This window comes from Pseudomonas sp. 57B-090624, assembly GCF_003234055.1.
In the GTDB taxonomy this organism is placed as follows: domain Bacteria; phylum Pseudomonadota; class Gammaproteobacteria; order Pseudomonadales; family Pseudomonadaceae; genus Metapseudomonas; species Metapseudomonas tohonis.
In genome coordinates this window covers 1-12,499 of sequence record NZ_QKRU01000006.1, presented here as the reverse complement: position 1 = coordinate 12,499, position 12,499 = coordinate 1, and the positions used below count along the sequence as shown (strand labels likewise).

12 protein-coding genes and 3 tRNA genes are annotated in these 12,499 nt (G+C 61.1%); 3 read left to right on the top strand and 12 right to left on the bottom strand.

What is annotated here, in order from left to right:
- Window positions 1-41 precede the first annotated feature (41 nt).
- Both DMX10_RS04130 and DMX10_RS04125 read right to left on the bottom strand, forming a co-directional pair.
- Window positions 42-1,403 (bottom strand): UDP-glucose/GDP-mannose dehydrogenase family protein, encoded by a 1,362-nt coding sequence (locus DMX10_RS04130; RefSeq protein WP_111259918.1) that lies wholly within the window; start codon window positions 1,401-1,403, stop codon window positions 42-44.
- A gap of 87 nt (window positions 1,404-1,490) precedes the next feature.
- A complete protein-coding gene (locus DMX10_RS04125; RefSeq protein WP_111259917.1) occupies window positions 1,491-1,775 on the bottom strand; it encodes a hypothetical protein in 285 nt (94 codons plus the stop codon).
- A gap of 343 nt (window positions 1,776-2,118) precedes the next feature.
- On the opposite strand from DMX10_RS04125, the gene DMX10_RS04120 reads away from it, so the two are divergent.
- Window positions 2,119-2,310: a carbon storage regulator gene (locus DMX10_RS04120; RefSeq protein WP_111259916.1), complete on the top strand. Its 192-nt coding sequence runs from the start codon at window positions 2,119-2,121 to the stop codon at window positions 2,308-2,310.
- 44 nt (window positions 2,311-2,354) lie between these two features.
- Here DMX10_RS04120 and DMX10_RS04115 read toward each other — a convergent pair whose 3' ends face one another.
- The 8 genes from DMX10_RS04115 to uvrY all read right to left on the bottom strand — a co-directional run bounded on the left by DMX10_RS04115 (window position 2,355) and on the right by uvrY (window position 7,425).
- On the bottom strand, window positions 2,355-2,816 hold the full coding sequence (locus DMX10_RS04115; protein WP_111259915.1) for a hypothetical protein: 462 nt from the start codon (window positions 2,814-2,816) through the stop codon (window positions 2,355-2,357).
- A gap of 331 nt (window positions 2,817-3,147) precedes the next feature.
- Entirely contained in the window at window positions 3,148-3,507 is a 360-nt protein-coding gene (locus DMX10_RS04110) for a histone-like nucleoid-structuring protein, MvaT/MvaU family (protein ID WP_111259914.1), read from the bottom strand.
- A gap of 199 nt (window positions 3,508-3,706) precedes the next feature.
- Window positions 3,707-3,793: transfer RNA gene (locus DMX10_RS04105), tRNA-Leu, on the bottom strand.
- Window positions 3,794-4,100: 307 nt separating this feature from the next.
- Window positions 4,101-4,174, bottom strand: a tRNA-Cys gene (locus DMX10_RS04100).
- A gap of 43 nt (window positions 4,175-4,217) precedes the next feature.
- Window positions 4,218-4,293 (bottom strand) — tRNA-Gly (locus tag DMX10_RS04095).
- 69 nt (window positions 4,294-4,362) lie between these two features.
- Complete coding sequence (pgsA, locus tag DMX10_RS04090) at window positions 4,363-4,923, bottom strand: CDP-diacylglycerol--glycerol-3-phosphate 3-phosphatidyltransferase (protein WP_111259913.1); 561 nt, start codon at window positions 4,921-4,923, stop codon at window positions 4,363-4,365.
- 32 nt (window positions 4,924-4,955) lie between these two features.
- Window positions 4,956-6,779, bottom strand: coding sequence for an excinuclease ABC subunit UvrC (uvrC, locus tag DMX10_RS04085; protein WP_111259912.1), 1,824 nt, complete (start codon window positions 6,777-6,779; stop codon window positions 4,956-4,958).
- Window position 6,780: 1 nt separating this feature from the next.
- Complete coding sequence (uvrY, locus tag DMX10_RS04080; protein ID WP_111259911.1) at window positions 6,781-7,425, bottom strand: UvrY/SirA/GacA family response regulator transcription factor; 645 nt, start codon at window positions 7,423-7,425, stop codon at window positions 6,781-6,783.
- Window positions 7,426-8,654: 1,229 nt separating this feature from the next.
- On the opposite strand from uvrY, the gene DMX10_RS04075 reads away from it, so the two are divergent.
- Both DMX10_RS04075 and DMX10_RS04070 read left to right on the top strand, forming a co-directional pair.
- Complete coding sequence (locus tag DMX10_RS04075) at window positions 8,655-9,014, top strand: energy transducer TonB (protein ID WP_158545567.1); 360 nt, start codon at window positions 8,655-8,657, stop codon at window positions 9,012-9,014.
- A gap of 24 nt (window positions 9,015-9,038) precedes the next feature.
- A complete protein-coding gene (locus DMX10_RS04070) occupies window positions 9,039-9,710 on the top strand; it encodes a hypothetical protein (protein WP_111259909.1) in 672 nt (223 codons plus the stop codon).
- A 15-nt stretch (window positions 9,711-9,725) separates the two neighbouring features.
- Here the strand turns inward: DMX10_RS04070 and DMX10_RS04065 are convergent, their stop codons facing one another.
- Window positions 9,726-10,706, bottom strand: coding sequence for a phage portal protein (locus tag DMX10_RS04065; protein WP_111259908.1), 981 nt, complete (start codon window positions 10,704-10,706; stop codon window positions 9,726-9,728).
- Complete coding sequence (locus tag DMX10_RS04060) at window positions 10,703-12,463, bottom strand: terminase ATPase subunit family protein (RefSeq protein ID WP_111260002.1); 1,761 nt, start codon at window positions 12,461-12,463, stop codon at window positions 10,703-10,705. Before DMX10_RS04060 ends, DMX10_RS04065 begins: the two co-directional genes overlap by 4 nt.
- Window positions 12,464-12,499: the final 36 nt, after the last annotated feature.

Genomic DNA, 12,499 nt, shown 5'->3' with positions numbered 1-12,499 from the left:
TTGAAAAGGTGGGGTGTTGGGCGAACTGCCGCGCAGTCTAATCAGGCCGCAGTCGCCTTACAATGCCCAGCTGCTGGGCGTCCGATGCCGCGATAAAGAAACCCCAGATCGGCCAGTTGCGCCGGGTCATAGAGATTCCTGCCATCGAAGATGACCGGCATTTTCATCAGACCGCGAATCCGCTCGAAGTTCGGCTGGCGAAACTGCTTCCATTCGGTCACCAGCACCAGGGCGTCTGCATTTTCCACGGCCTGGTACGGCGAGTCGCCCAAGTGTAGCTGGCCACTGGCGAGCTGCTCCGGGTAGCGCGCCGCCACGGCTGGCGCGGCCACCGGATCGCAGGCACGGACGCGGGCGCCGGCAGCCAGCAGCGCATCGAGCAGGACCAGGCTCGGCGCTTCGCGCAGGTCATCGGTGCCAGGCTTGAAGGCAAGCCCCCATATCGCAACGGTGCGGCCCCGCACGAAGCCGTTGAAGTGCTCGCGCACGGACTGGAACAGCAGGGTCTTCTGCAGCGCGTTGCGCGCCTCGACCGCCCGCAGGATGCCGGGCTCGATGCCCTCCTGCTCGGCACTGCGGATCAGCGCGCGCACATCCTTGGGGAAGCACGAGCCGCCATAACCGCAACCGGCATAGATGAAGTGGGTGCCGATGCGCCGGTCGCTGCCGATGCCACGGCGCACCTCCTCCACATCGACGCCCAGGCGCGCGCAGAGACCGGCCATCTCGTTCATGAAGGAGATGCGCGTGGCGAGGAAGGCATTGGCGGCGTACTTGCTGAACTCGGCGGCGCGGGTGGCCATGACCAGCACCCGGTCGTGGTTGCGCGAGAACGGCGCATAGAGGCGCCGCAACAGCTCGCCCGAGGCCGGGTCGTCACAGCCGATGATGATGCGGTCCGGGCGCATGAAGTCGTCGATCGCCGAGCCTTCCTTGAGGAACTCGGGGTTGCTCGCCACCGGAACGGTGAACGCCAGCTCGCGCCGCGCGAGCGCCATCTGGATGCGATCGGCCACCCGCTCCGCCGTGCCCACCGGCACCGTGGATTTGTTCACCACCAGGCAAGGGCGGCGCAGCGCGGCACCCAGCTGGTCGGCCACCGCCAGCACGTGGGAAAGGTCGGCGGAACCGTCCTCGCCGCTGGGGGTGCCGACGGCGATGAAGATGATCTCCGCCCGGTCGATCCCCTCCTCCAACTGCGCACTGAAGCTCAACTGGCCGCTGGCGAGGTGCATCTTCAGCATGGCTTCCAGGCCGGGCTCGTAGATGGTCGGTTCGCCACGCTGCAGGCGCGCGAGGCGCCAGGGATCACGCTCCACACAGACGACCCGGTTGCCCATTTCGGCAAAGCAGGCCGCCGCCACCAGCCCGACATAACCCGCCCCGACGACGCACAGTTGCATGGCTCACCCTCCCCGTATGGATACGGGGATTGCAGCGGACTCCGGTGGCAGAACGGTGACAGCGGGATGACCGCGCCGTGATGGCGCTCAGCGCTCGTCGGCGGGCAAGTTGAGTTCGACCTCGACCAGGGTTTCCGTGGCCTCGTGGACCACGGGCTCGCCAGCGTAGGTGCCGAGGGTTTCCCAATGCTGGTCGAGACCGGCACCGATGGCCGCCAGGTGGTCGATCATGCGCTGCCCGGCCTGTTTGATGGCCTGGTCGTCGCTGCGCATCATCTCGAACGACATCTCGGTCATCGCGGCAGTGAGGTGGGTAAGGCTGCGGGTGGTGAGACTGAGCAGGCGAACCAGTTGCTGTTCCTTGGATTCCATTCATCGACCTCTTGAACCTGACTCCTTCAGGCAGCACTGAGGCTAGCTGAAAAGTGCCGCGAGGCACGGGCGAGACGGGCCACTGCAAGAAAAATTTCAACTTTGGCACCGCCCCGGCGAAGCGGTTCACGCAGCACACAGGGAATCGGACAAGCGGAGCCGCCCCCATCCTTGGTCGGGAAAGCGCAACGGCATGGCCATGCATGGAGATAGCGGGAACTTCGAAACCGGGCGATGGGTCAGGTGATCAGGCAGCTGCAATCCACGCCAGTCACGGAGCCATGGCAACGTCCCGGGGAGTGCTGCCACAACGCCTCACGACAACCCTGCAGGGAGACCCGACATGCAGCTCCTCATCAATTCGGTCGGCGAACGCTTCGTCATTGAAGGCGGCATCACTGTGGAAGTGATCAGCATCCACGGACACCAGGTGAAGTTCGGCATCATCGCGCCGAGGAATGTCGCGGTGCATCGCAAGGAAGTCTACGAGCGCATCCAGGCGGGCGTGCCACACCCCAAGAAACTCAGCGCCTGACCAGCCCGGGGCGCGCTGGAGACTCGCGCCGCCGGGCAAGGATGTCACGGGCTGATGGTGAAGGACGGCGTCGGAGACAGGAACAGCGACTGCACGATGCAGCCTCCCAGCGGCTGATAGGGCGATGCGGTGAAGGCGGTGCTCGAATTGCTCCAGGCACCGTTGAGGGTGACTGGGGATGTACTGCAAGCAGTACCTGCCAGCGAGAGCTTCACTCCCGCCAAGTAGGCACTCGTCACGCTGGTGGGCGTCCAGGACCAGGGCAGCCCGGCGGCGCTCAGGGCCGGGCACAGGCCCAATCCGGTGAACTTGGCGTTCACGATCGTCGCAATCGACGGGTTGGCGATACCGGTGAGCTCCACATTGCAGGTGATGGTGGTGCCCAGACCACTCGGCTTCAGGGCCAGCGTCCCGAAGAAGTAGAACTGCAGGTTGGCATTGATGGTCGCGGCCTGGGCGATCTGGCCAGCGAACAGCAGCAGGACAACTAGGGCATATCTGATCATTTCCTTGACTCCTCTCATCCCGGGTCTTTATCGACGCGCGCCTGGATATCGGCATCTGGAGGCTAGTTACCCGCACCTTCGGGGCCACCGACCCAAAGAAGGGGGGACAAGAGTTTGAAAATCGAACCTGTGAAGTGCATACACACTTTCGGCGCGGCCTATCCACCGCAGCGATAAGGCCTCGCTCCACAATCGCGGAAATATAAGAGAGGTGTTACTCAAGGTGCTCTGCGTGGACTGACAGCGTGACAGTCAACAGCTGCCAGAGCCTTCCGCCACAGATGACAAAAAGCCCGCCGAAGCGGGCTCATTGCGAAACAGAGGAAGTCCTTTACTGCAGCCAGGACTCCACGACCTCAGCGCCATGCTCGGCTTTCCACGCTTTCAACACGGCATGGTTGCCACCCTTGGTTTCCACACGCTCCTGGGTCTTGGGATTGATGTAAATCTTGATGGCACGCTCACGGCGTTGGCCGCGCGCCTTGACCGACGCGGGGCTGCGCGAAGCCGACGGTTCGAGGATCGCGATTATATTGCGCAGGGAGTAATCGTATTCACCGAGCAGCGCTCGCAACTTCTGCTCGAATTCGATTTCACGCTTGAGTTCTTTATCGTTCTTCAAGGCATCGAGCTGGGCAAGTTGCTCGGCGAGTTTGGCTTCGAGGGCTTTGAATTCTGCGAGTTTGGACATGTAAGGCCTTTATTTGAGTTGTTTCGATGAATCTGACCAACAGGAACCAGCGGAGTTTACGAGACACCGGATTTTATATCGCAACACCCCTGGAAGTGCCCACTCCGATTGCGAACACCAGCTCATCCCAACTCGCTGAATTGCCTACCAAAAACAACAAGGGCCTGCGTACAGGATGCACGCAAGCCCTTGATTCATATGGTGCCCGAAGCCGGGGTCGAACCGGCACGGGGTTTCCCCCGAGGGATTTTAAGTCCCTTGCGTCTACCGATTTCGCCATTCGGGCGGTAGCGCGGCGCACTGGAAAGGAAGCCCCTCCATTCGCGAGGGCAGGACTATATACACCCCCCACCGCTCGCGCAAGCTGACGAAAAAACCGAGCGCACCGAAAAAAACCACGCAGATCAGCTATCTACATTCAACCGACTGGTCGAAGCAGCGAAGATAACCAAGCGCAACTACCGACACCAGGGCGCGGTCGTGAATCCAACCACTTGATGGCGTCTTGCGGAAACGAGTCCGGAAGTTACACAACGATGCATGACAGCACCAAAGAAAAAACCCCGCAGGCGTGAACCTGCGGGGTTTTATATTGGAGGCCAGAGTCGGAATCGAACCGGCGTACACGGATTTGCAATCCGCTGCATGACCACTCTGCCATCCGGCCTCAAACGAAGACGCCGCTTTGGGCGGCGTCTATCGCGACAATCTGGAGCGGGAAACGAGACTCGAACTCGCGACCCCGACCTTGGCAAGGTCGTGCTCTACCAACTGAGCTATTCCCGCTTTGTCTTGGTGACGGGCGCCATTCTATAGATTCATTAGCGCCCGTCAACCCCTTGATTCAAAAATAGTTTATTTCTTTTTCGGCTCGGTGCTGAGATGCGGCCAGGCAGCCAACAGGTAGTGCAGCATGGACCACAGGGTCAGCCCGGCAGCGACGATCAAGAGCACGTAGCCCACCAGCACCCAGAAGGTGAAATGCGGCGGATTGGCCAGCAGGATGACCAACGCCAGCATCTGCGCGGCGGTCTTCCACTTGCCGAGGTTGGATACCGCCACATGCGCACGGGCGCCGATCTCGGCCATCCATTCCCGCAAAGCGGACACGACGATCTCGCGGCCGATGATGATTGCGGCAGGCAGGCTCAACCACAGGTTGTGGTGCTCCTCTACCAGCAGCACCAGAGCGACGGCGACCATCAACTTGTCCGCGACCGGATCGAGGAAGGCGCCGAAGGGCGTGCTCTGCTCCCAGCGGCGAGCCAGGTAGCCGTCGAACCAGTCGGTCACCGCTGCGATGGCGAATACCGCACTGGCTGCCAGATAGCTCCAGGAGAACGGCATGTAGAACAGCAGGATGAAGACGGGAATCAGCAGAACGCGCAGAACGGTGAGGAGATTTGGAATATTCATCGTGACAGCTGAACCGGAAATGAGCGGGCATTCTACTCGCTGTGCAGAGCCGCATAAATCGACTCCGCGAGCTTTTTACTGATACCAGGCGCCTTGGCGATCTCCTCGACGCTGGCACGCCCCAGTTCCTGCAGCCCACCGAAATGCTTGAGCAGGTCGCGACGGCGCTTCGGACCGACACCAGCTACCTCTTCGAGACTCGAGGTCCGTCTCGCCTTGCCACGACGAGCACGGTGGCCGGTGATGGCGAAGCGATGAGCCTCGTCGCGGATCTGCTGGATGAGGTGCAGCGCCGGTGAATCCGCAGGCAGCGTAAATTCATGGGCGGCGTCGTTCAGGTAGAGGGTTTCGAAACCGGGCTTACGGGTCACCCCCTTGGCCACGCCTAGAAGAATCAGGTCCGGCACCGCCAGCTCCTGGAGCACTTCCTGCGCCATAGCCATCTGCCCCTTGCCGCCGTCCACCAGAAGGATGTCAGGCAGCTTGCCCTCCCCGTCCTTGAGCTTGCTGAATCGCCGAGTGAGTGCCTGGTGCATGGCGGCGTAGTCATCCCCCGCCGTGACACCTTCGATGTTGTAACGGCGGTAATCCGACTTGAGAGCGCCCTCGGGGCCGAAGACCACGCAGGATGCGACTGTCGCCTCGCCACTGGAGTGGCTGATGTCGTAGCACTCCAGCCGTTGCGGTGGCTCTTCCAGCTCCAGCACTTCGGCCAGTGCCTCGAACTTGTTGGCCATGTGCTGACGATTGGCGAGGCGCGCAGCCAGGGCCAGCTCGGCATTGGTGACGGCCAATTGTTGCCAGCGCGCACGGTTGGTCCGCACCCGATGGCTGATGCTCAGCTCGCGTCCACGCAACTCGGCGATGGCCTCAATCAGCGTCGGGAAGTCTTCGTGGGCGGTGTTGACGATCAGTTCCTGAGGCAGATCGCGCTCCAGATTGCCGAGGTAGTACTGCGCGACGAAGGCAGCCAGCACGTCACCCACCTCCTCTTCTATCGCCACCTGAGGGAAGAAGTTCTTGCTGCCGAGCACCCGCCCGCCCCGCACGCTGATCATGTGCACGCAGGCGCCGCCCGGGTTGACGATGGCAGCGACCACATCGACATCGCCGGTGCCGCCCTCGATGCTTTGCTGGTCCTGTACGCGACGCAGTATCGCGACCTGATCACGCAGTTCGGCGGCACGCTCGAACTCCAGGCGCATGGAAGCCTGCTCCATGCTGGCAGACAGCTCCGCCGCCAATGCATTGCTGCGTCCCTCGAGGAACATCACCGAGTGGCGAACGTCCTCGGCGTACTCGGCAGGCTCCACGAGCTCCACGCAAGGGCCCTTGCAGCGCTTGATCTGGTACTGCAGACAAGGACGGGTACGGTTACGGAAATAGCTGTCCTCGCACTGGCGCACCAGGAACGCCTTCTGCAGCAACGCAAGACTCTCGCGGATCGCCCCCGCACTAGGATAGGGGCCGAAATAGCGCCCCTTCTGCTTCTTCGCACCGCGGTGAATGCTCAGGCGCGGATAGGGGCCATCCGAGAGATGCACGTAGGGGTAGGATTTGTCATCACGCAGGAGGATGTTGTAAGGCGGTCGCCACTCCTTGATCAGGGTCTGCTCGAGCAGCAGCGCCTCGGTCTCGTTGGCGGTGACGGTAGTCTCGATCTGCGCGATCTTTGCAACCAGGGCGGCAGTCTTGGGCGCCAACCCGGTCTTGCGGAAGTAGCTGGCGAGGCGCTTCTTGAGGTTCTTTGCCTTGCCGACATAGAGCAGCTTGCCGCCCTCGTCGAACATCCGGTAAACACCCGGACGCCCACTGCAGGCGGCAAGGAAATCACTTGCGTCGAAAATGTCGGACATCTTAGCTGACGGCGTCCACCATGCCGTGCCGCACGGCCAGCAGGGCCAGCTCGACGTCACTGGAGATGGAAAGCTTGTCGAAGATCCGGTAGCGGTAGGTATTCACGGTCTTCGGCGACAGGCAGAGCTTGTCGGAAATGGTCTGCACCTTCTGGCAGTTGGCGATCATCAGGGCGATCTGGATCTCACGCTCCGAAAGAAGATCGAAGGGGGAACCGCTGGTCTGCGGCTGGAATGACTTGAGTGCCAACTGCTGAGCGATCTGCGGACTGATGTAGCGCTGCCCACCAAAGACCTGGCGGATGGCCTGGACCATCTCTTCCAGCGCCGCGCCCTTGGTCAGGTACCCGGCAGCACCTGCCTGAAGCAGGCGTGTAGGAAACGGGTCCTCTTCACACACGGTAACGGCTACGACCTTCAGATCGGGTTGGCTGCGCAACAACTTCCGGGTGGCCTCCAGACCGCCGATGCCGGGCATCTTCACGTCCATGAGTACGACATCCGGCTTGAGCTCGCGCGCCTTCTTCAGGGCCTCCTCGCCGCTGTCGGCCTGCCCGATCACCTGCAGGCCGTCGATGTCGGCCAACATGCGCGTAATACCCGTTCGAACCAGATCGTGGTCATCGACCACCAGTACCCTAATCAAGCGACACCTCACAGTGCATCGCAGACCGCCTGGGCGGCTGGATTGTGGAAAGGCAGATACATTATCAAGACTGGTTCACAAGACCTAGCTTGATTCATAACCGTCAAATAGCAAGCGCCAGCAAAACACAGACCATGAGGACTGACAATCGAGCACCGGGTAAGGAGACGCCTGCGCCTAAGCCCGCATCACAGGACCGATCTAAAGGTATGGCACGCCAATGGCTGGAACGAAAGCCGCGTACAACCACGGCGCAGCGACTGAGACATGAGTTGTAGTTAAAGCACTGCCGGCCTCGCCAAACCACGTGGCGCCGACAAGCAGTCGAGCGATCCCTACGCAGTTATCGGCAGTTCGTCGCCTCTCCATCGACCGAGGAGGCTCCAAACCCAGAAGGTATGACCGTTATATGGATGAGCTTGACGAGCGAGCACTCGGAGATCCCCATGTACCAGAAACGCCAAAGCCCCGCATAACGGGGCTTTGCTGCGCAGGAATATGGCGGAAGCGGTGAGATTCGAACTCATCAAAATCGGGCCACCTCCTCCGGAGGCCGCATTCTACGTGGCTTACAGAGGAGCGTTTTTCTAGTTTTTGTTCCCAGTTTGTTCCCAGCCCGAAAGTTGCATGGAGTCCAGAAGCTGGCCCCAGAACAGTGAATCTGCCGTTTTCGGTTGACCCAAAATTCCACGGTAATTTCGGTCATACGGCTCTGAAATCAAAAAAATATCTATACATATCAATAGCTTATTTAATTTACCTCATAGTCATTTCAAGGTAATTTCGAGGTCATGGCCTGACCCCTGACACCGTCACTACGGACAAAAATAAAAACCTTTAAAATCATATAGTTATAAAAAATTACCTTCGAGATGACCTCATCCGACCGCTCCACGGTAATCGCTCAACCCCACTGAATTCGGGGCCTCAAGCCACCCTGCTTGGTTGAATGACCGAAATTACCGTTCTTCAAGATCGAACCTGATTTCCAGCCTCCCCCTCGTAGAACCAGCGCAGGGATACGCAGGGAGTTTCGCGGCGCTGAAATCACAGCCCAAGCGTGTTGCCCAATAGTTCGCAGCTGGATGCATCGCTGAAGAAAAATCGCTCCATTTAGCCCGCAGGCGTGGCGGGGGGACGACTGCGCGCCAGGGGATGCGTGCTCAGGTATGATTCTGGCAGTGATAAACGGTCTCATTCCTCGAACAAGCACACCATAAGGAGCAGTGGTGAAAGCCCCCAAAGCAGCAGTTCTATTAGTCCTTTCCGCAATCGCCGGTTGCAGCACCTCTCCACCCGAAGGCGCAACATGCACCCGTCCGTCTAGCTGGACTCGTCACGATGAGGTGAAGCACATACCAGGCATCGACGGCACCGTCAGGGTTGAAATCCTGATTGATAGGGACGCAACGGTGAAGAGAGCAAGGGTCGTCGCCACGGACGACCCTCGTTTGGACGAAACCGCGCTTCAGATCGCACGTGGCCTGGTATTCAATCAGCCAACGATCTGCGACGGGAAAAGCTACACCCAGGCTGCCGTCCTGCCTTTCAAGTTCTCCCCCAAATCCTCGAAGGTGCAAATCAAGTAGCACCACCAAGCCTAAGGACGGCAAATGAGCGAAACCCTCTCCAAAGTAAAGGTCGCAGGCAGCGATCCTGAGATTCGCGCGCTTCTGAAAAGCTGGATTGCAGCGGTAGAGCGCTACTGCATTCAAGCCCGCGATAACCCTTGGTGGTACAACGAGCGGGCAACGCTGAGCACGTTGGCCGGTGCAGCCTGGACGATGGGCTGGAGCGCCCTGGAAGAATATGTCAGCGTCAAACGCCTGAAGATTGCGATCGAAGGCGTCGACCATGGCACGCTGAGGAAAGGGCGAGTGGATCTGGTGCTTGTCAGTTCGAAAAGAACCCAGATCGCCATCGAGGCCAAGCAGGCTCTGCAGCCAGTGGGCGGCTACCAGTACGTGATCGATGGTATGGACGCGGCCTGGAAAGACAGTAACTACCTGCTGTCCCACCACTATGACCGCCGGTTCGCCGTTACATTCGTAGTCCCTTCGATCTCCTCGAAACTACTGGATGATGAAAACACCCGATTGCGGGACCATCTGGAAGGCTGGCTCAGCAAAGTTCACGAGATCGCGACGAAACGAGGCAGGCCTATCCATATGGCCTATGTATTCCCAACTCTCGGGAAGCCTCATTACGAGCATGACAACAGATATTTCCCAGGCGTAGTCATCCTGCTGGAAGAGCGCCTGCGATCAACGACCCACTACGAGTAAAGAAGGCCAACCCATTCAGGCCTCAAACCTCACCACCTCCTCCCCCACCCACTCGTTCACCTGCCGGAGCCGCGCCTGTAACGGCTCCAGCTCGTTCTGCACCCACACCTCCGTCGCATCCTTGATCGAGCCGAAACCACCCGCGTTCACCGGCACGATGCCCATCAGTTGGGGCGGTATGCGCAGGCCGGCCAGCATGTCGTCGCGGGTGATGTTCTTGATCGAGCCGAACTCATCCTTCGCCGCCACCTCGCTCACCGGAATCAGCTGCAGCCCCTCCTTCTTGCCGTTGGGTGCGTAGACGAACAGGTTGCGGAAGTTGCCCGGCCCCTTCGCGTTGCGCAGGGCCTCGCGCAGCGCGTCGATGTCCTCCTCCTTCTGCGCCGCGTCGGTCATGTAGAGGATGAAGCCCGCGTGCGAGCCGTTGTTGTAGTACTTGCGGCGGAACAGCGTGGCCGACTCGTTCAACAGCGCCGACTGCAACGCCGCCAGCCACTCCGGCATCCCGTACACCTCCTGGTGGATGTCCGCCTCGCGCAAGTGGCACACCGTCCCCGCCTCGAAGGCGTGCTCATCCTTCCAGCCGCGCACCAGGTAGTAGCGCTCCAGGTCCTCGCCCCGGCGCATGTACTTCGCCAGGCACGGCTGCAGCGTGCGGGCCGAGCCCAGCATCGAACGCCGCCGCTCCAGGTACGCATTGCCCGACCACAACCAATCCAGGGCGAACTGCTCGAAGGCCTGGCGCGTCAGCAGCCTGTGCGGGATGAACGCCCGCGACAGCATGTTGCGCTTGAAGGTCAGGCCCGACTGCAAATACACGCTCGACCCGATCGAACGCGACAGTCCATCCAGGGAAAGCGGCGGCTCGTACCAGCGCCCGTTGAACCAGCACTCCAGGTAATCGAACACCTCCCGCCCACTCAATACCGGCGTCGGCTCGCCAAAGGTGAACGCCTCGATGCCCGGCGGGCTGATGGCCTTGTCGTCACTGCTCATTGCTGGATCTCCATGAAACCGGTGTTCGCCCGCGTCTGCCCCTCGAGCGGCTCGTTCTGCAGGGCGTGGAACAGGGCCCAAGCCAGGTCGGCGTGCCCCGTGGATTCGGTACGCCCAGCGGTGTAGGTCATATGCCTGCCGCTGGCCGTCATCGTCTTGCGGATGGCCATCAGCGACTGCGCCAGGTCCGTCCAGCCGGCATCGAACTCCAGCCGGCTCTTGTAGATCACGTCGTAAGCCTTCAGCACCAGGCGCGTCTTCACCTCCGGCGAATAGCTGAAGGTCGTCAGGTTCGGGAAGAACTGTTTCACCAGTTGGGCAACGCCCGAGCCCATGCCCGTCGTATCGATGCCGATGTAGGTCACCCAATAGCGTTGAGTGACCCGGCGGATGGCCTCGGCCTGCGCGGCGAAGTCCATGCCCCTGAACTGGTGCCGCTCCAGCACCCGGAACTTCCCGCCCGGCACCTTCGGCGGTGCCACCACCACCAGGCCGGCGGAATCCCCCGTTTCGGCCGGGTCGTAGCCCACCCACACCTGCCAATCCGCATAGGGGCGCATCGCAAAGGGCTTGAAATCGCCCTCCCACTCCACCCAGCTGTCCACCATGCACGGCTGCAGCACCGCCAGCGGGAAGACCGAAGCCCCATCGTCCACGAACTCGCACATCAGCAGGTTCGCGTAGGCCTCCGCGTCGTACTCCAGGCGCAGCTCCTCCAGGTCGAACAGGTCGCAGCCGCCCGCCTCCGCATCCAGGATGTTGACGATCTGCCGCCAGATGCGGTCCTCGCACAACCGCCCCTGCTGCAATGCATCGTGGGAAACATCGATCTTGAAGTGCTGGCTCGCCGGCTTGCCCCGGTTGAAGCGCCCCCCGGTCCAGAAGCTGAACGCCTCATGGGCCATCGAACTCGGCGTCGAGAAATAGGTGCGGCGATAGCGCCTCTGCATCGCCATCGCACTGGCCACCTTGTTCAGCTCGCGGAACTGGTAGGTCCAGAAGAACTCGTCGAAATAGAAATTCCCGTGGAAGCCCTGCGCCGTCCGCGCGTTGGTACCCAGGAAATGCAACTCCGCCCCGTTGGAAAGAATGATCGGGTCGCCCGTCAGCTCGACGCCCACCACCTCCCGCGCGAACGCCTGGATGTACGCCTTGAAGATGTGCGCCTGGTTCTTCGAAGCCGAGAGGAAAATCTGGTTGCGCCCGGTCAGCAGCGCATCCACCAGCGCCTCCCGCGCGAAGTAATACGTCGCCCCTATCTGCCGCGACTTCAGAATGGCCCGGGTACGCTGGTCGCCCGCCCGGTACCAGTCCCGCTGGTAATCGAAGCAGCCCTCCAGGAAGGCCGAAACCAGCGTCTCAGCCTGCGCCTCGTCGATCTCGTTGCGCCGTGGCTTGCGCTTCGGGCCCGCGTTGCGCTTGGCCAGCTCCGGGTTCAGCTCCGTCTCGGTACCGCCGCCCTGGAAGCGCTGGATGCGCGCCTGCCGCTCCAGCTGGCGGTGCAACAGGTCGATCTCCTTGAAATCGCCACCGCTCTTCACATCCTTCAGGATCAGCTGCACCAGGCGAGCTTCCAGCGCGCCCCCGATCCGCTCTACATTGTCCGCACGGTCCCAACCGTCCCGGCTCTTCCAGCTGTGAACGGTCTTATCGTTCTCGCCCAGAAACTCGGCGATCTCGGTAATGCGCCACCCCTGCCAATACAGGAAGCGGGCACGCCGGCGGTTATCGAGCGGGAGTTCAACAGCAGCATTCATGGCCCCGATGCTGCCGCCCACCCCGTCCCATCAGTA